General features: G+C 60.8%; 28 protein-coding genes. 16 read left to right on the top strand and 12 right to left on the bottom strand.

The features are described 5' to 3' along the window. Nucleotides 1-48 precede the first annotated feature (48 nt). A complete protein-coding gene (locus tag HBO41_RS24410; protein WP_017135898.1) occupies nucleotides 49-474 on the top strand; it encodes a secondary thiamine-phosphate synthase enzyme YjbQ in 426 nt (141 codons plus the stop codon). A 101-nt stretch (nucleotides 475-575) separates the two neighbouring features. Then, nucleotides 576-902, top strand: coding sequence for a transcriptional regulator SutA (gene sutA / locus HBO41_RS24405; protein WP_017135899.1), 327 nt, complete (start codon nucleotides 576-578; stop codon nucleotides 900-902). A 168-nt stretch (nucleotides 903-1,070) separates the two neighbouring features. Here sutA and HBO41_RS24400 read toward each other — a convergent pair whose 3' ends face one another. The 6 genes from HBO41_RS24400 to HBO41_RS24375 are packed head-to-tail and all read right to left on the bottom strand — an operon-like array spanning nucleotide 1,071 to nucleotide 5,659. After that, complete coding sequence (locus HBO41_RS24400; protein ID WP_017134990.1) at nucleotides 1,071-1,772, bottom strand: HAD family hydrolase; 702 nt, start codon at nucleotides 1,770-1,772, stop codon at nucleotides 1,071-1,073. Continuing rightward, entirely contained in the window at nucleotides 1,769-2,668 is a 900-nt protein-coding gene (gene xerC / locus HBO41_RS24395; protein WP_017134991.1) for a tyrosine recombinase XerC, read from the bottom strand. Before xerC ends, HBO41_RS24400 begins: the two co-directional genes overlap by 4 nt. Nucleotides 2,669-2,670: 2 nt before the next feature. Further along, nucleotides 2,671-3,387: a DUF484 family protein gene (locus HBO41_RS24390; RefSeq protein ID WP_169988019.1), complete on the bottom strand. Its 717-nt coding sequence runs from the start codon at nucleotides 3,385-3,387 to the stop codon at nucleotides 2,671-2,673. A gap of 13 nt (nucleotides 3,388-3,400) precedes the next feature. Then, complete coding sequence (gene dapF / locus HBO41_RS24385; RefSeq protein ID WP_017134993.1) at nucleotides 3,401-4,231, bottom strand: diaminopimelate epimerase; 831 nt, start codon at nucleotides 4,229-4,231, stop codon at nucleotides 3,401-3,403. Between the two features lie 3 nt (nucleotides 4,232-4,234). Beyond that, nucleotides 4,235-5,482, bottom strand: coding sequence for a diaminopimelate decarboxylase (lysA, locus tag HBO41_RS24380; protein WP_017134994.1), 1,248 nt, complete (start codon nucleotides 5,480-5,482; stop codon nucleotides 4,235-4,237). A gap of 9 nt (nucleotides 5,483-5,491) precedes the next feature. Then, complete coding sequence (locus tag HBO41_RS24375) at nucleotides 5,492-5,659, bottom strand: LPS translocon maturation chaperone LptM (protein WP_017134995.1); 168 nt, start codon at nucleotides 5,657-5,659, stop codon at nucleotides 5,492-5,494. Between the two features lie 239 nt (nucleotides 5,660-5,898). Here HBO41_RS24375 and cyaY point away from each other — a divergent pair, with 239 nt between their 5' ends. From cyaY to rnk, 3 genes are all read left to right on the top strand, one after another. After that, a complete protein-coding gene (gene cyaY, locus HBO41_RS24370) occupies nucleotides 5,899-6,231 on the top strand; it encodes an iron donor protein CyaY (RefSeq protein WP_099550435.1) in 333 nt (110 codons plus the stop codon). Between the two features lie 2 nt (nucleotides 6,232-6,233). Then, nucleotides 6,234-6,452 (top strand): DUF1289 domain-containing protein, encoded by a 219-nt coding sequence (locus HBO41_RS24365; protein ID WP_017134997.1) that lies wholly within the window; start codon nucleotides 6,234-6,236, stop codon nucleotides 6,450-6,452. Between the two features lie 131 nt (nucleotides 6,453-6,583). Further along, nucleotides 6,584-6,994 carry a nucleoside diphosphate kinase regulator gene (rnk, locus tag HBO41_RS24360; protein ID WP_017134998.1) on the top strand — a complete coding sequence of 137 codons (411 nt, stop codon included), beginning with the start codon at nucleotides 6,584-6,586 and terminating at the stop codon, nucleotides 6,992-6,994. Here the strand turns inward: rnk and HBO41_RS24355 are convergent. The 3 genes from HBO41_RS24355 to HBO41_RS24345 form a co-directional block, all read right to left on the bottom strand. Continuing rightward, a complete protein-coding gene (locus tag HBO41_RS24355; protein WP_169988017.1) occupies nucleotides 6,991-9,831 on the bottom strand; it encodes a class I adenylate cyclase in 2,841 nt (946 codons plus the stop codon). The genes rnk and HBO41_RS24355 overlap by 4 nt on opposite strands. 171 nt (nucleotides 9,832-10,002) lie before the next feature. Next, entirely contained in the window at nucleotides 10,003-10,257 is a 255-nt protein-coding gene (locus HBO41_RS24350; RefSeq protein WP_010207442.1) for a TIGR02647 family protein, read from the bottom strand. A 95-nt stretch (nucleotides 10,258-10,352) separates the two neighbouring features. After that, nucleotides 10,353-10,637: a hypothetical protein gene (locus tag HBO41_RS24345; protein ID WP_017135000.1), complete on the bottom strand. Its 285-nt coding sequence runs from the start codon at nucleotides 10,635-10,637 to the stop codon at nucleotides 10,353-10,355. A 126-nt stretch (nucleotides 10,638-10,763) separates the two neighbouring features. Here HBO41_RS24345 and HBO41_RS24340 point away from each other — a divergent pair, with 126 nt between their 5' ends. Further along, nucleotides 10,764-11,423, top strand: coding sequence for a glutathione S-transferase family protein (locus HBO41_RS24340; protein ID WP_099550276.1), 660 nt, complete (start codon nucleotides 10,764-10,766; stop codon nucleotides 11,421-11,423). A gap of 100 nt (nucleotides 11,424-11,523) precedes the next feature. Here the strand turns inward: HBO41_RS24340 and argH are convergent, their stop codons facing one another. Further along, complete coding sequence (gene argH, locus HBO41_RS24335) at nucleotides 11,524-12,918, bottom strand: argininosuccinate lyase (RefSeq protein ID WP_099550277.1); 1,395 nt, start codon at nucleotides 12,916-12,918, stop codon at nucleotides 11,524-11,526. A gap of 504 nt (nucleotides 12,919-13,422) precedes the next feature. Between argH and HBO41_RS24330 the strand changes: the two genes are divergently transcribed. From HBO41_RS24330 to HBO41_RS24300, 7 genes are all read left to right on the top strand, one after another. Beyond that, nucleotides 13,423-14,169 carry a LytTR family DNA-binding domain-containing protein gene (locus HBO41_RS24330; protein WP_099550278.1) on the top strand — a complete coding sequence of 249 codons (747 nt, stop codon included), beginning with the start codon at nucleotides 13,423-13,425 and terminating at the stop codon, nucleotides 14,167-14,169. Nucleotides 14,170-14,308: 139 nt separating this feature from the next. Next, nucleotides 14,309-15,250: a hydroxymethylbilane synthase gene (hemC, locus tag HBO41_RS24325; RefSeq protein ID WP_017135003.1), complete on the top strand. Its 942-nt coding sequence runs from the start codon at nucleotides 14,309-14,311 to the stop codon at nucleotides 15,248-15,250. Further along, nucleotides 15,247-15,996: a uroporphyrinogen-III synthase gene (locus HBO41_RS24320; protein WP_017135004.1), complete on the top strand. Its 750-nt coding sequence runs from the start codon at nucleotides 15,247-15,249 to the stop codon at nucleotides 15,994-15,996. Before hemC ends, HBO41_RS24320 begins: the two co-directional genes overlap by 4 nt. A 41-nt stretch (nucleotides 15,997-16,037) precedes the next feature. Then, entirely contained in the window at nucleotides 16,038-17,153 is a 1,116-nt protein-coding gene (locus HBO41_RS24315; RefSeq protein WP_099550279.1) for a uroporphyrinogen-III C-methyltransferase, read from the top strand. A gap of 5 nt (nucleotides 17,154-17,158) precedes the next feature. Continuing rightward, nucleotides 17,159-18,400, top strand: a complete 1,242-nt coding sequence (locus tag HBO41_RS24310) for a heme biosynthesis protein HemY (protein ID WP_017135005.1) — start codon at nucleotides 17,159-17,161, stop codon at nucleotides 18,398-18,400. A gap of 231 nt (nucleotides 18,401-18,631) precedes the next feature. After that, on the top strand, nucleotides 18,632-19,153 hold the full coding sequence (locus HBO41_RS24305) for a disulfide bond formation protein B (RefSeq protein ID WP_017135006.1): 522 nt from the start codon (nucleotides 18,632-18,634) through the stop codon (nucleotides 19,151-19,153). 209 nt (nucleotides 19,154-19,362) lie between these two features. After that, nucleotides 19,363-19,821, top strand: coding sequence for an Rsd/AlgQ family anti-sigma factor (locus HBO41_RS24300; protein ID WP_017135007.1), 459 nt, complete (start codon nucleotides 19,363-19,365; stop codon nucleotides 19,819-19,821). 52 nt (nucleotides 19,822-19,873) lie between these two features. Here HBO41_RS24300 and HBO41_RS24295 read toward each other — a convergent pair whose 3' ends face one another. After that, on the bottom strand, nucleotides 19,874-20,551 hold the full coding sequence (locus HBO41_RS24295) for an FKBP-type peptidyl-prolyl cis-trans isomerase (protein WP_017135008.1): 678 nt from the start codon (nucleotides 20,549-20,551) through the stop codon (nucleotides 19,874-19,876). A gap of 192 nt (nucleotides 20,552-20,743) precedes the next feature. Here HBO41_RS24295 and HBO41_RS24290 point away from each other — a divergent pair, with 192 nt between their 5' ends. Continuing rightward, nucleotides 20,744-21,964 (top strand): AlgP family protein, encoded by a 1,221-nt coding sequence (locus HBO41_RS24290; RefSeq protein WP_169988015.1) that lies wholly within the window; start codon nucleotides 20,744-20,746, stop codon nucleotides 21,962-21,964. On the opposite strand, the gene HBO41_RS24285 is transcribed toward HBO41_RS24290, so the two are convergent. Then, nucleotides 21,961-22,422: a TIGR02444 family protein gene (locus HBO41_RS24285; protein WP_099550281.1), complete on the bottom strand. Its 462-nt coding sequence runs from the start codon at nucleotides 22,420-22,422 to the stop codon at nucleotides 21,961-21,963. The two genes, HBO41_RS24290 and HBO41_RS24285, sit on opposite strands and share 4 nt — an antisense overlap. A gap of 50 nt (nucleotides 22,423-22,472) precedes the next feature. Between HBO41_RS24285 and HBO41_RS24280 the strand changes: the two genes are divergently transcribed. Both HBO41_RS24280 and HBO41_RS24275 read left to right on the top strand, forming a co-directional pair. Further along, nucleotides 22,473-24,383, top strand: a complete 1,911-nt coding sequence (locus HBO41_RS24280; protein ID WP_056860786.1) for an ATP-binding cassette domain-containing protein — start codon at nucleotides 22,473-22,475, stop codon at nucleotides 24,381-24,383. Next, nucleotides 24,383-24,955, top strand: coding sequence for a mechanosensitive ion channel family protein (locus HBO41_RS24275; protein ID WP_169988013.1), 573 nt, complete (start codon nucleotides 24,383-24,385; stop codon nucleotides 24,953-24,955). The genes HBO41_RS24280 and HBO41_RS24275 overlap by 1 nt, the downstream gene beginning before the upstream one ends. Nucleotides 24,956-25,009 lie beyond the last annotated feature (54 nt).

Raw genomic sequence — 25,009 nt, 5'->3', positions numbered from 1 at the left:
TTTTTTCCCAGACCGCGCTAGAATGCGCGCCGATGGGCGGAGAACTGTATGTGGCAACAGACCCTGATTACCCTGCGGGCCAAGCCCCGGGGCTTTCACCTGGTAACGGATGAGTTGCTTGCCGGCGTGCCTGAGTTAAAGGCTTGCCGAGTAGGCCTGTTGCATTTGTGGCTGCAGCACACCTCGGCCTCGTTGACCATCAACGAGAATGCCGACCCGGCGGTTCGCCGTGACTTCGAGCGTTTTTTCAACTCGCTGGTGCCGCAAGGGCGTGCAGGGTTCGAACACAACGACGAAGGTCCGGATGATCTGCCGGCGCACTTCAAGGCCAGTCTGCTGGGCTGCCAGTTGAGTTTGCCGGTCAAGGCCGGCCGCTTGGCGATAGGGACTTGGCAAGGTGTTTATCTGGGCGAGCACCGTGATCATGGCGGTGCTCGTAAAGTCCTCGCCACCTTGCACGGTGATGGGGCATAAGCCACTGGTTATCCAGTGGATGTGATTTTTTTCCGGCGACCTCGACAGAGGGTGAAGCTGGGCTATAACTAATCTGCTTTTCGCAAGTCATGAGGTAGAACATGAGCGACGATGATCTGGAAAACGACGACCTTGAAGTAGGCGACGACGACGAGGCTGAAGAAGGCCTTGAAGCGGCAGCTGAAGACGTTGCTGACGACGACGGTGGCGATGATGCACCCGCCCCGGCAGCCAAAGGCAAAGCCAAGGCCGCTGTCTCGGTAGACGAACTGCCGAGCGTTGAAGCCAAGAACAAAGAGCGCGATGCGCTGGCCCGTGCGATGGAAGAATTCCTCGCTAAAGGCGGCAAAGTGCAGGAAGTCGAGGCCAACGTGGTGGCAGACCCACCGAAGAAGCCGGATAACAAGTACGGCAGCCGACCTATCTGAGGTCAGCAGACTGCTTGTAAGAAAAAGCCCGCCGTCGCTGCGGGCTTTTTCATGCCTGAAACAAATTCTTAAAATTCATTGCATAGCCCTGTGGGAGCTGGCTTGCCTGCGATAGCGGTGGGTCAGACAGACCGCTATCGCAGGCAAGCCAGCTCCCACTTTGAATCTTCAGCGTGACTGCCAGCTGCGCAGCAGCCCCGGCAACTCTGTCAGGCTACGAATCTCAGCATCCGGCTGCTTATCCGCTTCCCACGCCTTGCCCGTCGGGTTGAACCACACCGCGCGAAGCCCGGCCTGCTGCGCACCGGCGATGTCATCGCCAGGATGATCGCCAATATGCACGGCCTGATTTGCATCCACGCCACCGCGCTGCAAGGCTTCCTGAAACAGCCGCGCATCCGGCTTGGCGATGCCGATATCCTCGGCGCGCAGGGCAAAGTGGAAGTAATCCGCCAGCCCCACGCGTTGCACATCGGCATTGCCGTTGGTGATCACGCCCAGCAGGAAGTGCTGGCGCAACGCCTTTAGCATGGGCTCCGCTTCCGGGAACGGAGTGAGCTGGTGACGGGCGTGAATAAACGCCTCGTAGCACACATCCGCCATCTGCGTGGCCTCAGGCTGTGGGTAACCCGCCTCTTCAAACGCGTGCATCAGGACCTTATGACGCAGGATGCTGATGCGATATTTAAGCTCTGGATGGCGCTCCAACACCTGCTGGCGAAGGCTGGCGAAATGTTCCAGGGGCAAGTCGCCAACCTTGGAGGCGTTAAGTGCCAGCCATTCGCGCATCGACGCCTCGGCGTTGATGATGACGGGTACGTTGTCCCAGAGCGTGTCGTCCAGGTCGAAGGTGATCAGCTTGATACTCATGAGTCGCCGCCCTTGATGCGTTTGGCCCGTGGATGGGCGCTGTCGTATACCGTCGCCAGGTGCTGGAAGTCGAGGTGGGTATAGATCTGCGTGGTCTTGATATCGGAGTGGCCGAGCAGCTCCTGCACGGCGCGCAGGTCCTGGGACGACTCCAGCATATGGCTGGCAAAAGAATGTCGCAGCATGTGAGGGTGCAGGTTTTGCCCCAGCTCGCGTTCGCCGGCAGCCTTGACCCGTACCTGAATCGCCCGTGGCCCCAGGCGTCGGCCTTGCTGGCTGACAAACACCGCATCGTCGGCCGGGTTGGTCAACAGGCGCAGCGGCAACCACAGCTGCAAGGCTTCGCGGGCCTTCCTGCCCACCGGCAGCACACGGGTCTTGCTGCCCTTGCCGAGCACTTGTACCAGGCCGTCCGCCAGGTCCAACTGATCCAGGTTCAGGCCGGTCAGCTCCGACAAACGCAGGCCCGAGGAATAAAACAGCTCAAGAATCGCCTGGTCACGATGGGCCAGGAAGTCATCCTCAACGGCGCCGTCCAGCAGTTGCAGGGCGCGGTCGGTGTCGAGGGTCTTGGGCAGGCGCCGTTCGCCCTTGGGCGGCGACAGGCCGTTGGCCGGGTCGTGGTCGCACAGGCCTTCACGGTTAAGGTAGTGATAGAGGCCGCGTACCGCTGAGAGCAGGCGCGACAGGCTGCGCGAAGACTGGCCCGCCTGGTGCAGGCGCGCGATCAGGCTGCGCAGGCTCTGGATATCCAGCGCCTTCCAGCTGGTGATCTGTTGTTTTTCGCAGTACGCCAGGACCTTGTTCAGGTCCCGTCGATAGGCTTCCAGGGTGTGAGGCGACACCTGGCGCTCGTTGCGCAGGTGAGCGCAATAAGCGTCCAGTTGCCGTTCCATGGCTAGCGCACCGCGCGCAGGGTGGTGGTGTGGCGGGGCAAGACGCGGCCCAGCACTTCGGCGATGTAGGTCAAGAACAGCGTGCCCACCGAGCTTTTGTAGTGCGCAGGGTCACGGCTGGCAATTGCCAGCACGCCTTGCAAGCCCTGATGGCTGAGGGCGACCACGGCGGTGGAGCCGATCTGCTTGCGCTGTTCGGCGCCAAACAGGAAATCCAGCTCGTGTTCACGCAAGGTGCCGCTGATGGTCTTGCCTTCCGAGAGCAGGCCGCCGATTGCGGTTTGCGCGTCGCTGCCGCTGACCCAACGGCCCACCGGCATCGGGTTGTCGCTGAACAAAATCAGGCTGACAAACGGCACCTGAAAGTCTTGGCGCAGGCTGTCTTCCACGGCGATCACCGTTTCTTCCAGGCTGTTGGCGTCCATCAGGGTCAGGATCAGGCGGCGGGTCTTGTCGAACAAGCGGTCGTTGTCGCGGGCCACATCCATCAGGTGTGAAAGCCGATGGCGCATTTCGATATTGCGCTCGCGCAGGATCTTCATCTGCCGCTCCACCAGCGACACGGTATCGCCACGCTGGTGGGGGATGCGCAGGGCGGGCAGCAGTTCTTCGTGTTCGACGAAGAAGTCCGGATTAGCCTCAAGGTACGCCGCGACAGCAGCGGCCTCCAGACTTTCGCTTGGGGTTGCTTGGGCGGGTACTTGAGGCTTATCGGTCATTAGCTTGGCTCACTCATAGACGGACCTGTCCTTCGTATACACGCGAGGCCGGCCCGGTCATCATCACCGGGTGGCCAGGCCCTGCCCACTCGATGGACAAACGCCCACCCGGCAGGTCGATCAATAGGGGCGAATCCATCCACCCCTGGCTGATCGCGGCGACGGCTGCGGCGCAAGCACCGGTGCCGCACGCCTGGGTTTCGCCGGCGCCGCGTTCCCATACACGCAGCTGCGCGCGGGTACGGTCGATCACCTGCAAAAAGCCCACATTGACCCGCGCCGGAAAGCGCGGGTGATGCTCGATCTTCGGCCCCAGCTCATGCACCGGGGCGTTGTTGATGTCGTTGACCCGCAGTACGGCATGGGGGTTGCCCATGGAGACGGCAGCGATGTCGACGATTTTGCCTTCTACATCCAGCGCGTAACTGGCGGCCTGCTCGGTGGCCTGAAACGGAATATCCGCTGGCACCAGGCGTGGCGCGCCCATGTTGACGCTGATCTGGCCGTCGCTGCGAATGTCCAGCTCGATCACGCCGCTTTTGGTCTCGACACGAATCTGGCGCTTGGCAGTCAGGCGTTTGTCCAGCACAAAGCGCGCAAAGCAGCGCGCACCGTTGCCGCACTGTTCCACTTCGGAGCCGTCGGAGTTGAAGATCCGGTAACGGAAATCCACCTCCGGGTTGCTCGGCGCCTCGACGATCAGCAATTGGTCGAAACCGATGCCGGTGTGCCGGTCGCCCCACTGTTTGGCGTGCTTGGGCAGGATGTGCGCGTGCTGGCTGACCAGGTCAAGGACCATGAAATCATTACCCAGCCCGTGCATCTTGGTAAAACGCAGCAGCATGGCTTACTCCGGCAGCAGGCTTTCGCCAGCAAACAACTCGGCTACCGTCTCGCGGCGACGCACTTCAAACGCTTGATCACCGTCCACCAGCACCTCGGCGGCACGGCCGCGGGTGTTGTAGTTGGAACTCATGACAAACCCGTAGGCACCGGCCGAATGCACGGCCAGCAGGTCGCCTTCCTCCAGCGCAAGCTGACGATCCTTGGCCAGGAAGTCGCCGGTTTCGCAGATCGGGCCGACGATATCGTAGGCGCGGCCTTCGCCCTCGCGCGGGGTTACGGCAGTGACGTCCATCCACGCCTGGTACAGCGCCGGGCGAATCAGGTCGTTCATTGCTGCATCGACAATGGCGAAATCCTTGTGCTCTGTGTGCTTGAGGTACTCGACCTGGGTCAGCAGCACGCTGGCGTTGGCAACGATATAACGGCCCGGCTCGAACATCAGGGTCAGGCCGAGGCCTTCGGTGCGCTCACGCACAGCCTTGATGTAATCGGCGATCAGCGGCGGCTCTTCATCGCGATAACGCACACCCACACCACCACCGAGGTCGATGTGTTGCAGGTAGATGCCGCACTCGCCAAGGCGATCGGTCAGCGCCAGCAGGCGATCAAGGGCGTCCAGGAACGGAGGCAGGGTGGTCAGTTGCGAGCCGATATGGCAGTCGACACCCAGCACTTCCAGGTTCGGCAGCTGTGCGGCACGGATGTACACGTCTTCGGCGTCGGCAATGGCGATGCCGAACTTGTTCTCTTTGAGACCGGTGGAGATATACGGGTGCGTGCCGGCATCGACGTCCGGGTTGACGCGCAGGGAGATCGGCGCGCGAACGCCCATCTCGGCGGCGACCACTTGCAGGCGCTCCAGCTCGTCGGTGGATTCGACGTTGAAGCAATGCACGCCCACTTCGAGCGCGCGGCGCATGTCTTCGCGGCTTTTGCCGACGCCCGAGAAGACGATCTTGTCAGCCTTGCCGCCGGCAGCCAGAACACGTTCCAGCTCGCCACGGGAAACGATGTCAAAACCAGCGCCAAGACGCGCCAGGACATTCAGTACACCCAGGTTGGAGTTGGCCTTGACCGCGTAGCACACCCTGTGTGGAACGCCTTCCAGTGGGTCGGTGAACGAGCGGTATTGGGCTTCGATGTGCGCACGCGAGTACACATAGGTCGGGGTGCCAAACTGCTCGGCAATCGCGGACAGCGCCACGCCTTCCGCGAACAGCTCGCCGTCCCGGTAGTTAAAAGCGTCCATGATGTTCCCTTAGTAAGTGTCGTGCTTATGCGCTTTCGCAGCTTTTTGCGACGACTGTGCCTGGTCGTTCGGGTCTTTGCTGTCATCGGGCAGGTACAGCGGGCCTTTTTGACCACAGGCACTAACGAGGCAAGCGACCGCGACGAGCGCAGCAAGGGAAGAGATCAGGCGCTTCATGGCGAAATCCTTGAATATGCATTAATTGCGCCCGAGTATACCGACCACCCGGCAGCTTGCCTATGCGCCGTAATACCCGTCCGGCGGGGGTTTGCCGAGCATGTCGCGATTCGGCCTACGCTAAATGAGGATATTTCACGCGGCTGCGGGTAATGAAATCGGTATCCTTTGCAATCATCATGGCGCGTCCGTATCGTGCGCCGCTTGAGCGTGACCAGACACTTTTCGAGGTTCCCACAATGAGTTTGACCGAAGCCCGTTTTCACGACCTGGTGGATTCGACCCAGCAGGCGCTGGAAGATATTTTCGACGACAGCGGCCTGGATGTGGACCTGGAGAACTCGGCTGGCGTGCTGACCGTTAAGTTTGAAAACGGCACCCAACTGATCTTCAGCCGTCAGGAGCCGCTGCGTCAGCTATGGCTGGCGGCGCGTTCGGGTGGTTTTCACTTCGACTACAACGAAGAAGACAAAAACTGGCAGTGCGATACCAGCGATGAGCTGTTAAGCGAAATGCTCGCACGCCTGGTCCAGGAACAAGCCGGCGCTGAGCTGGACTTCGACGAGATCTGATCGTGACCCAGCCTGCACCTGTACGCCCACCCAAGCCGCTGTTCAGCAATGTCAGCCCGGCAGTGCCGTCACCTTGTATCAGTTTGTGTCGCCTGGACGAGCAAAAAGTCTGCCTCGGCTGCCACCGGCACGTGGAAGACATCCGTGAATGGCGCTCCGCCGACGATGCCCGGCGCCGGGTGATCTGCGCCGAGGCCGAACAGCGCAGGGCGCGCGCCTGAGGCCGTCTTGTTTATTTGTGACGCTGTGGTAGTGTCCGGGTACGCCTCAACTCATCGAGGCCCGTGAGAACCCCGCCTTTTCCTGGCGGGGTTTTGCTTTTTTGTGCAGAAAAAAGGAGTCTGCCTGAATCATGACCGCACCTTCCATCATTCTTACCCGTCTTGACGTGCAGCGTCTGGAGCAATTGATCGACCGCTTGGGCGACGACTCTCCCGGCGCCGAAGCGTTGCAAGCCGAACTCGACCGCGCCGAAGACGTGGTTGGCCACGATGAAGTGCCTGCGGGTGTCGTGACCATGAACTCCAGCGTGCATTGCCGTGAGCAAGGCAGCGGCAAGGACTACCACCTGACCCTGGTGTACCCGAAGCACGCGAACGCCGATGAAGGCAAAATTTCGATCATGGCTCCGGTAGGCAGCGCCTTGCTTGGCCTGCAAGTGGGCCAGCACATCGACTGGCCGGCGCCGGGCGGCAAAACCCTCAAGCTTGAATTGCTCAGCGTCGAAGGCCAGCCCAAAGATGGCGGCGCCTTCCCTCTCTAAATCTGGCTCAGCGCCGCATTCAGCGACAACTCCAGCTCGGCCTTGTAACGCAGATACAAGTTGCTCGGGCTTTGCACATCACCGAGCAGGCCGGACAGGTCCAGGTCGGTGATGTAGCAGCGGTAAAGCTCGGTCTCCCGGCGTTGCCCGACGATTTCCTGGGCGACCACGGCAAACAGTTGGTCGCCGAACTCCAACTCCGAAAACTCCCGTTGATTGCAATACAGCGTGATGCCGACCTGGCCGGGTGCGGCCTTGCCGATAATCGCCTGCACGTCATAAAACGGCTTGTTGGCCGGGTTTTGCGGCACCGGCCGAGGCTCGATGCCGCGGGCGCGGTGGCTGCCTGACGGCAACAGTTGGTAATACAAAATCTGCACTTCACCCAGCGGCTGTTGCGTGTCCAGCGGTGCCAGCGCTTCGCGGCGATAGATGATCGACTGCAGGAAGCGCTGCAGCGGCGCCAGCAGGCTTTGCTCATCATGAAACGGCAAGCGTTGCTGCCACAGCGCGTTGAACTCATCCAGCACATACAGCTCGGCGAAGCCTTCATTGGCCCGGTAGAACACCTGCACACAATCAGCCACGCCCATGGGCAGCAGCAGGGCCAGGTCGTGGTCTTCCAGCGCCATGGCATCCAGGTGCAGCGGGCTGTAGCTGGCCAGTTCTTCGCTGAGGTAGGCGATCAGCGCATCCTGGGTCAGCAGTGGCACGTGAGTGGCCTGGCCCGGCGTCAGTTCCATCACGTGATAGTGCTGCTGCACCTGCAGGAGGTAGCGGTGATTGGACTGGCTCAGCAGCAGGTTCTGCACGGTGTCGAAAATTTCTTCCACCCGCTGGGCAATGAATTGCGCACGGTTGTGGCAGAAGCAGCGCACCCGCAGGCGTGGCAGGTGGTTCGGCGGCAGTTGGTTGAGGTAGTCGCGCAGGCAGTCGAGCAGTGCATGGGGGCCGTCGTAGCGGCTGACCAATACCTCGTTCCAACTGTTGAGCGTGACCTGATCCAGGGTCAGCACCAGGTTGTCGCGCACACCGGCGTAGCTCAGGGAGTCCGTGCGCTCGGTGGTCATCAGGATATTCAAGTCGCGGTGATGCTTGAGCGGGTCGACGCCGACGTTGATCAGCAACAGCACCTCTTCCGGCACCGCCGAGCGCAACAGACGGTCTTCATCAACGCTGGCCAGGGGCAGGGCGATGGTCTGTTGCAGGCAGCCCAGCAGGTTGAACAGCTCGAATTCCGTCATGTCGCTGACGCCTGGGTGCAAGGCCAGGCGCGTGCTGCTGTCGATTACGCCGTTGCGATGGCACCAGGTGAGCATTTCCAACAGGTCGCGGCTGCGCTTGATCGGCGCGAAGTGCTCCCATTCCAGCGCCGTGAGGTTGCCGTTGTACAAGCCCCAGTGGTGCTGGCCGGGCTCTTTGCGGTTGGGCGATTGCACCAGGGTCAGGGTGTCTTCGGCCAGGTCCGGGGCGATGCCGGGGTTGATGAACTCGACCTTGCCGGCCTTGCGCTCAAACGCGGCATACAGGCGTCGACCCAGCACATTGAGGTCGCGCTTGTTGATCAGGCTGACGGTCTGCTCGGTGCGGGCGAATTGGGTGAGAAAGCGGTAGCTGTAATTGAGTTCGCTGACCAATGCGCGGCGCTCGGAAGCCACCTGGCGCACTTTCCACTGGCTGCGGCTGTCCAGCAAGGCCAGTTGGCGCTGGTCCCAACCCCATTCATGGGCCAGGCGTTCCAGCAACAGCCGCTGCCAGCTGGTGCTGCGTTGGCCGGCGCTGAGCTTGCGATTGACCTTCAGGTACAGCGCGCGGCGTACCAGCTCCAGGCGATCGGGTTCATTGCGCGCCCTGAGGTATTCCTCGATGCGACGGTAGACCACGATGTACGGGTCCAGCTCGTCCAGGTCCATCTGGTTGGCAAACACCGCACGTTTGAAGCGCAGGCTCAGGCAGTGCACGTTCGGGTGTTCGCTGGCGTACACCTCGGTCAGTAGCAGCTTGAGCACCGATTTGTAAGGCGACTCGATGCCCTTGAACAGTTGCCACAACCCCGCGCCGATAAATTCGCCCGGCGGGATGTGCGCCAGGTGGCCGAGGTCGAGGGTTTCATCGGCGCGGATAAAACGTTTGGAGATCAGCGCGTGGGTGAACTCGGCGTAGCGGGTTTCTTCATAGACCGGCACCAGCCACCAGATGGGCGTGCGCCCGGCGAGCCAAATGGCGGTGCGGTAGAACTCATCCAACAACAGGTAATGCTGAGTCGTGCCGCAGTCGTCGGAACTCAGTTGCGTATCGCGCTCGCCTGAAACAAAGCGCGTCGGCTCGATCAGAAAGAAATGCGCCTCGGCGCCCATGGTCAAGGCCCAGGCTTCCAGCAACTGGCACTTTTTGCGCAACTCGGCCAGTTCGTTCTCGACAAGGTCCGCAGCGTGGCAGACCCACACGTCCATGTCGCTCTGGTCCGCCTGGGCCAAGGTGCCGAGGCTGCCCATCAGGAACAGGCCATGGATCGGCCGCGGCGGGTTGCCATGGCGCGGCTTATAGGAGAAAGAGCGGGTCAGGCGCTGGGCTTCGGTGAGGGCCTGGGCGTCGGGTTCGAAATTCGACAAGCCTGCCGGCGTGCTGCTCGAGACGTAGCCGGGCAACAGCGGGTGGTTGACGTGGAAAAACAACGGCAGCAGGGTCAGCACGCTTTGTTGGCGCGGCGTCAGCCCTTCGACGGCGCGGGCCATGCGGCCTGCATTGAGGGCCATGAAGCGCGCACGCAACTGGGCCAGCACCTTGCGGTCGATGCCTTCGTCCAAGTCGGGGCGGATTTCATGGGTGCGGGTCATTTCTGGGTCGTTGGCTCGCAGAGCCCGACGTGGGCGGCCGTGTAGGAGTTTACAGCCAGAAGCGTAGGAGGTTTAGATGATATGTGGCTTTTTGGCGTCAGAATTTTGTGCGGCCCACAGCAACGCCCTCGGAATCCGCAGCAGGCGGACCCCATGGGCGACAGTAAGGTGTCAGGCAGCTTCTTTGGTAGTGGCGGTAGTCAGGATAGTCAGCAGGGTTTGCGCTTGCTCGGCAGCGTCGCGGCCGAGGCTGGTCAGGTAGCCCCCATCCGGCTGGTCGATCAGGCCTTTGGCATGAAGGCGTTTGGCAGCGGCGATGGCAGTAGGCGCGGCGGTCTGGTGGACTTTCAGACCTTCCTTGGTGCTGTCCAAGGGGAAGAGTACAAGGATTTCCAGTTCGGCAACCAACTCAGGGGTATACGACATAAGGACTCCAGACTTTCTAAAATTTATTAGAGGCTAGCAGGCCATAAGGTGAACGCACTTTGCCGAACTGTCCAGCGTGTTGCTGCGTGCCCGGACTATTCCTTTTCCGGCGGCAACTCAGGCAGCGCCCGCAGTGCTGTTTCGTACCATTCGGTATTGAATGCGCGATCCTCGTCCAGCATCGCGTCGATCTCGAAAGCCAGCACGTGAGCCATGAGATTCAGGATCTCTTCACGCTCATAACCCACCAGGGTCAGTTTGTTGAACGTAGCCTTGGCGGCAGGCGGGTTGTCGCTTTCGATCTGATTTTCGATCGCTTCGATCAGTGTATTTTCGGTGAACTCTTCTTCGTCGCTGTCGATATCGGTCGGCTCGCTCATGGCAGGCTCCTCAAGGAAAGGGCGCCAGTCTACCGCCATTCAGGCAACTGATGCTGCTGGTCAGGCGGCCTGCATGGATCTATAACTCTTGCAGCCAACCCCACACCCGGCCTGGAGGCATTCGCAATGCTCAAGCTTTACGGATTTTCGGTCAGCAACTACTACAACATGGTCAAACTGGCGCTGCTGGAGAAAGGCCTGCCGTTCGAAGAAGTGCCGTTTTACGCAGGCCAAACCCCTGAAGCCCTGGCCGTCAGCCCGCGTGGCAAGGTGCCGGTGCTGGGCGTCAAGCAAGGCTTTATCAACGAAACCAGCGTGATCCTCGAGTACATCGAGCAAACCCAGGAAGGCCCGTCATTGCTACCCGCCGACCCGTATCAGCGCGCCCAGGTGCTGGCGTTGTGCCGGGAGATCGAGCTGTATATCGAGTTGCCCGCCCGCGCGTGTTTTGCCGAGGCGTTCTTTGGTATGCCGGTGCCGGATGCGATCAAGGACAAAACCAAGGCTGAGTTGTTGCTGGGGGTTGGTTCTTTGGGCCGGCACGGCAAGTTCGCGCCGTATGTGGCGGGTGAGAGCTTCACGATTGCCGATCTGTATTTCATGTACAGCGTGAACCTCGCCTGCGCGGTGGGCGAGAAGCTGTTTGGCCTGGATTTGCTGGCGCAGTTGCCGAAGGCCAAGGCCTTGCTGGAGCGCTTGCATGAGATGCCCAACGCCAAGAGGGTGGCGGCGGACAGGGAGGCAGCGATGCCGGCGTTTATGGCGATGATTGCGGCCAAGAAGTAGATATTTGGCTGCTGGGATGACGCTATCGCAGGCAAGCCAGCTCCCACATTTTGAATTGTGAACCCATTCAAGTGTGGGAGCTGGCTTGCCTGCGATGCTTTTAGCGGTTGGCGAGCAGTGCCTGGCCGCGCACAACGGCTGCCTTGACCTGCGCCGGCGCAGTGCCGCCCACGTGGTTACGGGCATTCACCGAGCCTTCAAGGGTCAGCACGGCGAACACGTCCTGCTCGATCTGGTCGCTGAACTGGCGCAGTTCTTCCAGGCTCATTTCCGCCAGGTCCTTGCCGGTGTCCACGCCGTACTTCACAGCATGACCGACGATTTCGTGGCAGTCACGGAATGGCAGGCCACGGCGCACCAGGTAGTCCGCCAGGTCGGTGGCAGTGGAGAAACCGCGCAATGCCGCTTCACGCATGATCGCGTGCTTGGGCTTGATCGCCGGGATCATGTCTGCAAACGCACGCAACGAATCGCGCAAGGTGTCGGCAGCGTCGAACAGCGGCTCTTTGTCTTCCTGATTGTCCTTGTTGTAGGCCAGGGGTTGGCCTTTCATCAAGGTCAGCAGGCCCATCAGCGCGCCGAACACACGGCCGCTCTTGCCGCGCACCAACTCCGGTACATCGGGGTTTTTCTTTTGCGGCATGATCGAGCTGCCGGTGCAGAAGCGGTCCGGCAGGTCGATGAACTGGAATTGCGCACTGGTCCACAGCACCAGCTCTTCGGAGAAGCGCGACAGGTGCATCATCGCAATGCTGGCGGCGGCGCAGAATTCGATGGCGAAGTCGCGGTCCGACACGCCGTCCAGGGAGTTGCCGCCCACGGCGTCGAAACCCAACAGCTGCGCGGTGTATTCGCGGTCTATCGGGTAAGTGGTGCCGGCCAATGCCGCGCTGCCCAACGGCATGCGGTTGGCGCGCTTGCGGCAGTCCACCAGGCGCTCGTAGTCGCGGCTGAGCATTTCGAACCAGGCCAGCAAGTGGTGGCCGAAGGTCACAGGCTGCGCGGTTTGCAAGTGGGTGAAACCGGGCATGATGGTGCCGGACTCACGCTCGGCCTGCTCCAGCAGACCTTTTTGCAGGCGGGTGATTTCGGCCAGGATCAGGTCGATCTCGTCGCGCAGCCACAGGCGGATATCGGTGGCCACCTGGTCGTTACGGCTGCGACCGGTGTGCAGTTTCTTGCCGGTCACACCGATGCGGTCGGTGAGGCGCGCCTCGATATTCATGTGCACGTCTTCCAGGTCGACGCGCCAGTCGAACGTGCCGGCTTCGATCTCACCGCGGATGGTGGTCAGGCCGTCGATGATGCTGTCGCGCTCGGCGTCGGTCAGCACGCCGACCTTGGCCAGCATCGTGGCGTGGGCGATCGAGCCCATGATGTCGTGGCGGTAGAGGCGCTGGTCGAAGGTGACGGAGGCGGTGAAGCGCGCGACGAAGGCGTCGACGGGTTCACTGAAGCGGCCGCCCCAGGACTGGTTGGTCTTGTCGGTGCTCATGGATTCGCTCGTGATCTGCTTAAAAAGAGGCGTGGAGGTGTGCCGCCGATAATAACAGGGTTGCCCGTTGAGGCGATGCTACGGGTGATCGGCATTTTTATTTGCGCCAAGGATGGCTAAGTGCCTTGCCGCCGAACGCATCCGGGACGAGACTGGGGGCAGGCGTTAATTGAAACGATATTTGACGATTGAGCAATATCGTCTCAGCGAGCGTCTACAGTTGCACTGATAGAGCGTGAATGCACCAAAGTCGGGTGATGCGGTCATAGCCCAGACTATCCATTAAAAAAGGGGGGTATTCGGATTGTGTATCAGCAAACCCTACGACGATGCCCAAAGGCAGCAGGTCTTGGGCGCAATTGAACAGGTCCGGGTAAATTTGGGTGCCGCTGCCGGGGCACTTTTTGCCGCTCGCGCTAGTCTTAGCGTGGATCGCTGTGACGCAAGTCACCGCACCTGTCTACGCTATCCTTGTGCGAGACTCACGCAGGAATCCAGCGCAATATGAATGTCCTGATCGTTGATGACGAACCCCAAGCCCGCGAGCGACTGAGCCGTTTGGTCAGTGAACTCGAGGGTTATACAGTCCTTGAACCGAGCGCCACCAACGGCGAAGAGGCGTTGACGCTGATCGACAGCCTCAAGCCGGACGTGGTGTTGCTCGATATCCGCTTGCCGGGCCTTGATGGCCTGCAAGTCGCCGCCCGTTTGAGTGAGCGAGAATCGCCACCTGCCGTGGTGCTGTGTGCCGCTCAAGAAGAGTTTTCCACCGAGACCCTGGAAGCCAGCGGTGTCAGCTTCATCGTCAAGCCGGTGGCGAGTGAAGCATTGCTCAAGGCCCTTAAGAAGGCCGAGCGACCAAACCGCGTGCAACTCGCTGCGCTGACCCAGCCGGCCGCCCAAAGTGGCAATGGGCCGCGCAGCCATATCAGCGCGCGGACCCGCAAGGGCATCGAACTGATCCCGTTGGACCAGGTGGTCTACTTTATTGCCGATCACAAGTACGTGACCCTGCGTCACGAGACCGGCGAAGTGTTGCTCGACGAGCCGCTCAAGGCCCTTGAAGATGAGTTTGGCGACCGCTTCGTGCGCATCCACCGCAACGCACTGGTGGCGCGCGAGCGAATAGAACGCTTGCAGCGCACGCCTTTGGGGCACTTTCAGTTGTTCCTTAAAGGGCTTAACGGTGATGCCTTGATCGTCAGCCGACGTCATGTCGCCGGCGTGCGCAAGATGATGCAGCAGCTTTAGCCCAAGGGCTGTAGCGAGGCCTGCATTCCGATATCCCGGTGCGACGTGGCCAGGGAGGCCCCGCACTTGCTGATTCAAATCAAAGCGTGTTTGCCTGAGCTGTTATTATCTGCCGTATCTATTCAGTACGGATTGATCCATGTCCTCTCGCGAAATCCGCATCGCCACTCGTAAAAGCGCCCTGGCCTTGTGGCAGGCCGAATACGTCAAAGCACGCCTTGAACAGGCTCATCCAGGCCTCAAAGTATCCCTGGTGCCCATGGTGAGTCGCGGCGACAAGCTGCTTGACTCACCCCTGTCGAAGATCGGCGGCAAGGGCTTGTTCGTCAAGGAACTGGAAACCGCGCTGCTCGAAAACCAAGCCGACATCGCCGTGCATTCGATGAAAGACGTGCCCATGGACTTCCCCGAAGGCCTGGGTCTTTTTTGCATCTGCGAGCGTGAAGACCCGCGTGATGCCTTCGTCTCCAATACCTACGTGTCCCTGGATGACCTGCCGTTGGGCAGCGTCGTCGGCACCTCCAGCCTGCGTCGTCAGGCGCAATTGCTGACCCGTCGCCCGGACCTGCAGATTCGTTTTTTGCGCGGCAACGTCAACACCCGATTGGCCAAGTTGGACGCCGGCGAATATGACGCGATCATCCTTGCGGCTGCCGGCTTGATCCGCCTGGGCTTCGAAGACCGCATCACCTCGGCCATCAGCGTCGAAGACAGCTTGCCAGCCGGCGGGCAGGGCGCAGTCGGCATTGAATGCCGCACCGCCGACAGCGAAATCCATGCCTTGCTCAAACCCCTCGACCACCACGACACCGAAGTGCGTGTCACTGCTGAACGTGCCCTCAACAAGCACCTCAACGGTGGCTGCCAAGTGCCGATTGCCTGCTACGCGGTGCTTGAAGGTGAAAACCTCTGGCTGCGTGGCTTGGTCGGTGATCCGGACGGCGGCACGTTGCTCACCGCCCAGGTGCGTGGGCCACAACGTGACGCGACCGCCTTGGGTATCCAGGTCGCAGAAGAGTTGCTGGGCAAGGGCGCCGGCGCCATTCTGCAAAAAGTCTACGGCGAGGCCGGCCCGCAGTGACCGATTGGCGCGTGCTGCTGACGCGGCCCGCTGAAGAGTCGGCGGCCGTGGCTGCGTTGTTGGCCCAAACTGGTATTTTCAGCAGCAGCCTGCCGTTGCTGGATACCGAAGCTTTGCCCGCCACGCCCGAGCAACGGGCTGTTTTTGCTGACCTGGGCCGCTATAGCGCGGTGATTGTGGTGAGCAAACCGGCTGCACGCCTGGCTGTGCAGCAATTGCAGCAGCCCTGGCCATCGTTGCCGTGGTTCAGTGTGGGCGCTGCCACTGCGCAGGTACTGGCCGATCACGGTCTCAACGTTCACTATCCGCAAACCGGCGACGACAGCGAGGCCTTGCTTCAATTGCCGGCCTTGCGCGAAGCTGCCGCGCAGCCCGGTGCCCGGGTGTTGATCCTGCGTGGCGAGGGCGGCCGGGAGTTGCTGGCTGAGCGTTTGCGTGAGCAAGGTGCTAGTGTCGATTATCTGGAGTTGTATCGTCGTTTCCTCCCGGCTTACCCCGCCGGGGCGCTGATGCAACGCATCCAGTTGGAACGCTTGAACGGCCTGGTGGTCAGCAGTGGGCAGGGTTTTTTACACCTGCAAGCCCTGGCCGGCCCCGATTGGCCGAAGGTGGCTCAGCTGCCGTTGTTCGTGCCCAGCCCTCGCGTGTCTGAAATGGCGCGGGCCGCTGGTGCAGAAAAAGTTGTGGATTGTCGCGGCGCGAGTGCCGCGGCTTTGTTAGTGGCGTTGCGCAGCGCTGCCTCATAAGGCATGCAGCGCCCACTCTCTGATACGCAAAGGACGGATACGTGAGCGAAACAACCTTGCCTAAAGATGACACCCAACCCGCACTTGATGCGCCGGTTGAGTCGCAGGTCGCCGCGCCACGCCGTGGCAATGGCCTGGCGGTTGTGGCCCTGTTGCTCGGTGCCGCAGGCGTCGCCGCCGGTGGCTGGGGGATCTGGCAGGTCCGTGCCCTGCAAGCCAGCAACCAGCAGCAGTTGGGCCAGGTACAGACCCTTGATGATCAATCCCAATCCCTCAAGCAAAGCCAGCAACAGCTGGCGGCGCGCCTGGCGCAGTTGCCTGGGGCGGACGAGCTTGAGGAGCGCCGCCGCCTGGTCGCCCAATTGCAGGGTGACCAGCAGCGTCTGAGCCAACGCCTTGAAACCGTGCTGGGCGCCAGTCGCCAGGACTGGCGCCTGGCTGAAGCCGAACACCTGATCCGCCTGGCCAGCTTGCGCCTCTCTGCCTTGCAGGACATCAACAGCGCCCAGTCACTGGTCCAGGGTGCTGACGAAATTCTGCGCGAACAGAGTGACCCAGGCGCCTACGCCGCCCGCGAGCAGTTGGCCAAGAGCCTTGCCGCGCTACGCAGTACCGAGCAACCCGACCGCACCGGTTTGTACCTGCAACTGGCGGCACTGCGCGATCAGGTCGTAGCGCTTGCGGCTATCGCACCGGAGTATCAGCTCACTGAACCTGCATCCGAAGGGCGCTCGACCACCGATACGGAAAATCGCCTGAGCCAGTGGTGGGAGCAGATCTCTCGTTACTTCCGAATCGACTTCAACCCCGATGACAACATTCGCCCGTTGCTCGCCGGCCAAGGCCTGAATCAGGTGCGCCTGGCGCTGAGCCTGGCGCTGGAGCAAGCCCAGTGGGCCGCACTTAACGGCGAAACGGCGGTGTACAGCCGCTCGCTGGGTGAAGCGCGCAGCGTGCTGCAGGACAACTTCAATCAGGACAACCCGCAGAGCAAGGCGATGCTGGCGCGCATTGCCGAGCTCGAGCCCAAGGCGGTTTCGGTGGTGACGCCGGACCTGGCCAGCAGCCTGGCCGCAGTGCAGGCCTATCTTGAGCGCCGTCATCTGTCTGCCGATGAAGCCAAGGCGTCGGCGGGCACGCCGGCGACCCAGGAGTAGAGCCGATGAAGCGTTTTTATGTGATCCTGGTGTTGGCGGTTGCGATCGCTCTGGCACTGGGCGTGGGTATTTCGAAACACACCGGCTACGTGCTGATTACCTATCCCCATCTGCTGCATTACGAATCGAGCCTGTGGGCCACGCTGGTGGCGGTGTTTGCCGTCTTTCTGGTGATCTACCTGCTGCGTGTGCTGCTCAGCTTGCTCACCACCTCCGGTGGCGTAGTCAACCCATGGTCGCGGCGTAACCGCAGCCGTCGTGTGCAGATAGCCATCGAGCAAGGCCAGATGGACCTCGCCGAGGGCCGCTGGGCCAGCGCCGAACGTCACCTGCATCGCGCTGCTGAAGCCGAGCGTCAGCCGTTGTTGTACTACCTCGGCGCCGCACGTGCTGCCAACGAACTGGGCCGGTATGCGGAGTCCGACGGTTTGCTGGAGCGTGCCTTGGAACGCCAGCCACAGGCGGAACTGGCTGTGGCCCTGAGCCATGCGCAACTGCAGATGGACCGTGGCGACACTGAAGGTGCGCTGGTGACGTTGCAAGCGATGTACGAGCGTCACCCACATAACGCGCAGGTCTTGCGCCAATTGCAGCGTCTGCATCAGCAGCGGGGCGATTGGCCGTCGGTGATTCGCTTGTTACCCGAACTGCGAAAGGACAAGGTACTTCCCGCTCCCGAGCTGGCTGAGCTTGAGCGCCGTGCCTGGGGTGAAAACCTTGGGCTGGCGGTCGAGCGTGAACAGCAGGGCGAAGCCGGGTTGCAGTCTTTGGAGAGAGCGTGGGAGCAACTGACCTCCGCCCAGCGCCAGGAACCGCAACTGGTGTTGGCTTACGCTGAGCAACTGCGTCGGCTGGGTGCTGACGCCAAGGCCGAAGAAGTGCTGCGTGGCGCAATCAAGCGCGGCTATGACAGCCATCTGATCCGGCTTTACGGTTTGTTGCGTGGCAGTGACCCGGGCCGTCAGCTGAAATTTGCCGAAGGCTGGCTCAAAGACCATCCGGGGGATGCCAGCCTGTTGTTGACACTGGGTCGCCTGTGTCTGCAAAACAGTCTGTGGGGCAAAGCACGCGACTATCTGGAAAGCAGCCTGCAAGTGCAGCGTAATCCCGAAGCCTGTGCTGAGCTGGCGCGCTTGCTGGCCCAACTGGGCGACACCGAGCGCAGCAACCAGTTGTTCCAGGAAGGTCTGGGGCTTCTGGACAGCCGCTTGCTGGCATCACCGCTGCCGGTGCCTGCGCGAGTGTAGGAATGAAGGTCAAGGTTGGCCGGACCTTTCTGAGGGCCAACCTTTCTTTATCGCGTAAAACCCGGGCGCTAAAGCTCTACGTAGCAAATTCCTACCGCCAACTGCTTGAAGTCATCCAGGTTCTGACGGCATATCCCCAGGCTGTTGCGGAATTGTCTGCTCTGGCGCGTATTGAAAGGAGTCAGGCCTTTACTCTACCGTAAGGGTCTATCTCCTGCGGTACGGATGACAATGTCTTTGGCCCCTTCACGCTCTCTGTTTCTCCTGGCGTTCTTGGCTGGTGCGCTGACGTTGGGTGCGTCTTTTTATCTTGAGTTCGGCGCGCTCTTGCGTCCTTGCTTCCTGTGTCAGGTGCAGCGCATCTTTTTGGCCGCATTCACTCTGATTAACCTGGCTGCGGCGATTCATAACCCAAAACGTTCAGGGGTCTACCTATACGGGTTGGCCAGCATGGGCTGCGCAATGCTCGGGGCCATCACTGCGGTACGCCAGGTGCTGCTACAAAATGCCGCGCCGGAGCAGGCCAGTGATTGCTGGCCCAGTCTTCACTACATGATTGAAAACCTGTCGTTATGGCAAGCACTGCAACTGACTGTAAAAGGCACCGTGGACTGCGTAGAGCTCAACTGGACACTGTTTGACCTGAGCCTGCCCGAATGGAGCCTGTTGTTCTTTTTGGCGATGCTGGTGCTCGGCATCATGCAGTTTTCACGATTGTTGCCGGGCCGTCGCTTGCACCCTGCGAGGTATTGAAAATTCGCCGTAATGTGTAGGACGGGATTAAACACTTGTATGAACTTTCTCTCCTGCGTACCTTGAAGCCATAGTCATGCGGGCATAATCTGGCCCGCACGCGTTATAGAAACCGTTTGTGACATGCGGCCTTGTCCGGCTCCCGCCTCAATGTTTGAGGTGTTGCGCGGGCACAGGCGGCAGCGCCCCTATAGGGAAGAGAGATCACCATGCTGGAAAGTTGTCAGAATGCTCAGGAACGCTGGGGTGGAGTGCACAAGCTGATCGACAGCTGGTTGAAGGCACGTCACGAACTGGTTCGAGCCTTTGATGCTCTTGGCGCCAAGCCCGAGGCACTGGCTGAGAATCGCAAACCGTTGCAAGAGTTCTGCGGCGTGCTGATGGATTACGTATCTACGGGCCACTTTGGTGTCTACGATCAACTGACCAAGGAGGCTAAAGCCTTTGGCGATGATCGAGGGTTGGAGCTGGCTGATACTATCTATCCGCGCTTGGAGGCTATCACTGAGAAGCTCGTTGCCTTTAACGACCTGTGTGATGCCGGCAAGTGTGTCATTGAGAAATTCAAAGAGCTGGGTGGGTTGCTGCATGAGCGCTTCGAGTTGGAAGACTGCCTGATCGAAGTGCTGCACAACGCTCACAAAGAAGAGTCGGCCGCCCAGGCTTGACCCTCAGAGTGAGATAAAAAAACGGTGCCATGGCGCACCGTTTTTTATTGGGTCAGTGGCGAGTGCCGAGCAATTCGATCTCGAACACCAGTGGCGTATACGGCGGGATCAACTCACCCGCACCGTCGGCACCATAGGCCTGGGCGGAGGGAATTACCAAGCGCCATTTCGCGCCTACCGGCATCTGCTGCAGCGCGCTGCTCCAACCACTGATCACACTGTCCAGGCGAAACCATTGGGGCTGAGTGCTCTTGTCGAAGACTGTCCCATCGGGCAGCCGTCCTACGTAATTTACGTGCACCTCATCACTGGCCAGCGGTTTGCTGCCGTTGCCGGGTGCCAGCTCGGTTAGCAGGATGCCATCTGCCAGTTCACGCACGCCGCTGACGGATTTTTCCTTGGCTAAAAACTGCTGTTCGGCAGCGAGGGCTTTTTCGCTTTGTGGAACCTCGGCGTCGGCAGCGTTTTGTGCTTCGTGTTGCGCAAGGATCTGTTCGATGCGTGCATCGTCCAGCGCCAATGGCTTGCCCTGATAGGCTTGCTTGAGGCCATCGAGCAGGGCTTGGATCTGCAGGTCGGGAACCTGCTGGCGCAAGCGCTCGCCGAGGCTTGCGCCCAAACTGTAGGCAAGGTCGTGTGGGTCTGGGGCGGTGGTTTTGGACGGCGATTGCTCGCCTGCATTGGCCACGCCAATCGCCAAGCCAAGCACTAAAAAAAGATAACGCGACATGCTGTTTCTCCCGCCGAAAGTGCGACGGATTATGCCAGTGTGAGTGGGCAAAAAGTGCCGCAGTTTTTTGTTATATCGATAAGAATTTACTCACGGTGCAACGCAAGGCAAACGATACTGTCAACATGCCCTAGCGGCGGTAAGAGCAGAGGGCTAGTATGAGCCGCACCCACGTCAGCCAGGAGGTAAACCATGTCGGCCAAACAGAAGCCTGTTAATACCCCGTTGCATTTACTCCAACAACTTTCGGGCAGCTTGCTCGAACATCTGGAAAGCGCATGTTCCCAAGCGTTGGCCGATGCAGAAAAACTGCTCGCCAAACTGGAAAAACAACGCGGTAAAGCGCAAGAAAAGCTGCACAAATCCCGCACCAAACTGCAAGACGCCGCGACTGCCGGCAAAGCCAAGGCACAAGCCAAAGCCAAAGACGCGGTCAAAGAACTTGAGGACCTGCTGGACGCTCTCAAGGATCGCCAAGCTGAAACCCGCACTTACATTTCCCAACTCAAAAAAGATGCTCAGGAAAGCCTGAAACTGGCCCAGGGCGTTGGTCGAGTGAAAGAAGCTGTGGCTAAAGTATTGGGCGCCCGCACACCGGCAAAAGCTGCCGCGTCGAAAGCTCCAGCCAAGGCTGCGGCCAAGCCAGCTGCAAAAACTGCTGCTGCAAAACCAGCGGCCAAGCCAGCTGCTAAAACCGCTGCTGCAAAACCAGCGGCCAAGCCAGTTGCTAAAACCGCTGCTGCAAAACCAGCGGCCAAGCCAGCTGCTAAAACCGCTGCTGCAAAACCAGCGGCCAAGCCAGCTGCTAAAACTGCTGCTGCAAAACCAGCGGCCAAGCCAGTTGCTAAAACCGCTGCTGCAAAACCAGCGGCCAAGCCAGCAGCTAAAACCGCTGCTGCAAAGCCAGCGGCCAAGCCAGCAGCTAAAACCGTTGCTGCAAAGCCAGCGGCCAAGCCAGCAGCTAAAACCGCTGCTGCAAAGCCAGCGGCCAAGCCAGCAGCTAAAACCGCTGCTGCAAAACCAGCTGCCAAGCCAGCAGCTAAAACCGCTGCTGCAAAGCCAGCGGCCAAGCCAGCAGCTAAAACCGCTGCTGCAAAACCAGCGGCCAAGCCAGCTGCTAAAACTGCTGCTGCGAAACCAGCCGCCAAGCCAGTGGCTAAACCCGCTGCTGCAAAACCAGCCGCTAAGCCAGCTGCCAAACCTGCTGCCGCGAAACCGGCCGTTAAGCCAGCTGCCAAACCTGCTGCCGCTAAGCCAGCTGCAAAGCCAGCCGTTGCCAAGCCTGCTCCGGCCAAGCCAGCAACTCCGGCAGCCGCGCCTGCTACCCCGGCAGCGTCCAGCGCTCCAACCGCATCGGCCAGCAGCACCCCTGCACCGGTAGCGCCAAGCACCACCCCAACCAGCGCTTCCTAAGTGCGGGTGGCCACGACGCGCAGCTGCTGCAGCGCGTCGTGGTCAAGGTTGGCGGCTTCGGTCGCCAAGCCTTCCAGCCATTTCGGTTGACTCACTTCCCCAGTCGGCCATGCCTGCGCCAACGCTTCCAGGCGCGCTAACAATTCCCGTTCGGCCTCCAGCTCCAGAGCTTTGACTCGCTCGCGTAATGCCGCCAGAGGCATATCCTGTTGCGCCAGGGATCGCCATTGCATGCGCATCTGTCGTAACGGTTTGACCACCGTTTTTTGCCAAGGGCGTGCTAGCTGCTGCAGTGCCTGAATACGCGCAGGCTCAAGTGCAACGCCACGCTGCTCCAGCCAGGCGCCACACAGCAACAGGCACACATCCGCGCCGTGTTCCTGCAAGCGCAGGCAGGCGGCTTCGCACCCTGGGCGGGCGTAAATCGATAGGGCAAAGCTCCACAGGTCAGCGCACATATTCACACCCAAGCCAGCGGCCAACGAAGCTGGTAGACTCCGCCGCCATTATGATCCGACTTCAAAGCCTAACATTACAGCGTGGCCCGCAACGTCTTCTTGAAGACGCCGAGCTGACCCTGCACGCCGGTCACAAAGCCGGCCTGATCGGTGCCAACGGCGCCGGCAAATCCACGTTGTTCGCCCTGTTGCTGGGTGAGCTGACCCCGGATTCCGGGGACTGCTTGCTGCCGGCCGACTGGCGCATCGCCCATATGCGCCAGGAGATCGACACCCTCGACCGCATTGCGATCGACTACGTGCTCGATGGCGACCTGCGCCTGCGCCAGGTGCAACACGACCTGGCCGAGGCCGAGAAAGCCCAGGACGGCGCCGCTCAGGCCCGCCTGCACTCGGAGCTGGACAGTGCCGACGGTTACACCGCCGATGCCCGTGCCCGCAAGATGCTGGCCGGTCTTGGGTTTACCAACGAACAGATGGATCGCCCGGTCGCCGACTTCTCGGGTGGCTGGCGCATGCGCCTGAACCTGGCCCAGGCGCTGATGTGCCCCTCGGACTTGTTGCTGCTCGACGAACCGACCAACCACTTGGACCTCGATGCGATCCTGTGGCTGGAAGACTTCCTCAAGAACTATCAGGGCACCTTGTTGCTGATTTCCCACGACCGGGACTTCCTCGACGCCGTGGTCGATAACATTGCCCACGTCGAACAGAAGAAAATCACGCTGTACCGAGGCGGCTACACCGCGTTCGAACGCGCACGCGCCGAGCGTCTGGCCCAGCAGCAACAGGCCTTCGAAAAGCAGCAGGCGCAACGTGCGCACATGGAAAGCTACATCGCCCGGTTCAAGGCCCAGGCCACCAAGGCCCGCCAGGCCCAGAGCCGGATCAAGGCGCTGGAGCGCATGGAAGAGCTGTCGGCGGCCCATGTCGATTCGCCGTTCGACTTTGTATTCCGTGAGTCGGTGAAAATCTCCAGCCCCTTGCTGGATCTTTCGGATGCACGCCTGGGTTATGGCGACAAAACCATCCTGGAGAAGGTCAAGCTGCAGCTCACACCGGGTGCGCGTATCGGCTTGCTCGGCCCTAACGGCGCGGGCAAATCGACGCTGATCAAGAACCTGTCCGGCGAGCTTGAGCCTTTGGCCGGCCGCCTGACCCGTGGCGAGAACACGGTGGTGGGCTACTTCGCCCAGCATCAGCTGGATTCCCTGGATTCCAAGGCGAGCCCGTTGCTGCACCTGCAGCGTCTGGCGCCGACAGAGCGCGAGCAAACGTTGCGCGACTTCCTCGGCGGCTTCGACTTCCGTGGCGCACGCATTGATGAGCCGGTGCTGAATTTCTCGGGTGGCGAAAAAGCCCGTCTGGCCCTGGCGTTGATTGCCTGGGACAGGCCGAACCTGCTGCTGCTCGACGAACCGACCAACCACCTGGACCTGGAAATGCGCCTGGCGCTGACCATGGCCCTGCAGGAATTCAGTGGCGCGGTGCTGGTGGTGTCTCACGATCGCCACTTGCTCAAGAGCACTACCGACAACTTCCTGCTGGTGGCTGACGGCAAGGTCGAAGAGTTCGACGGCGACCTGGACGACTATGCGCGCTGGCTGACCGATTACCGCCTGCGCAACGCGCCGGTGAGTAATACGCCGGTGAACCCTGACAAGACCGACAAGAAGGCCCAGCGCCAGGCCGCCGCTGCCCTGCGCCAGCAGTTGGCGCCGCACAAGCGCGAAGCTGACAAGCTGGAAGCCGAACTGGGCAAGGTGCATGAGCGCCTGGCCAAAATCGAAACCAGCCTGGGCGACAGCGCCGTCTACGAGGCGGCGCGCAAGGACGAGCTGCGCGACCTGCTGGCCGAACAGGCCAAGCTCAAGGTGCGCGAAGGGCAGTTGGAGGAAACCTGGATGGAAGCCCTCGAAGTGCTCGAAACCTTGCAAGCGGAGCTGGAGGCGCTGTCCTGATGGAAGCGTTGCAGTTGCCGCTGCCGGCACAATGGATCGCGCCGATCTGGGTCGGCGTGCAGATACTGCTGATCCTGCTGGCGGGTTATTTCGCCCAGCGCTTCGTGGCCAAAGGCTTGAATCGACTGGGTGAACGCTACCCGTTCCCACCGCAGTTGCTGATGCCACTGCGTGGCGGCCTGCGCTGGCTGATCATGGGCAGTGCGCTGATTTTTGTGCTGGAGCGCCTGGGCGTTTCCGCCACTGTCTTGTGGACGGCGTTGTCGGGGTTTGTTGCAGTCGCGGCCGTGGCGTTTTTTGCCATGTGGTCGGTACTGTCCAACCTGCTGTGTGCGATTTTGATCTTCACTGTCGGGCCGTTTCGCCTCGGTGATATCGTCGAGCTGGTGGATACCGTCGACAAGCCGGGTGTAAAAGGCCGGGTGGTGGCGATTAACTTGCTCTACACCACACTGATCGAAGTGGAGGAGGCTGGCACTGACAGTGCGATGGTACAGGTGCCAAATAGTCTGTTCTTCCAGCGCTCGGTGCGACGTTGGCCAGGTACCCATATGTTTCCGGGTGACCGTTGACACTCAATGCGGGTAAAAATCTGTAGCCAGCCTTCACTCGGCGGAGTTAGCTTT

The sequence above is a fragment of the Pseudomonas sp. WS 5146 genome (genome assembly GCF_012985495.1).
Classification (GTDB): domain Bacteria; phylum Pseudomonadota; class Gammaproteobacteria; order Pseudomonadales; family Pseudomonadaceae; genus Aquipseudomonas; species Aquipseudomonas edaphica.
The sequence above is the reverse complement of the archived record's forward strand: the minus strand, read 5'-3'. Positions and strand labels throughout refer to the sequence as shown.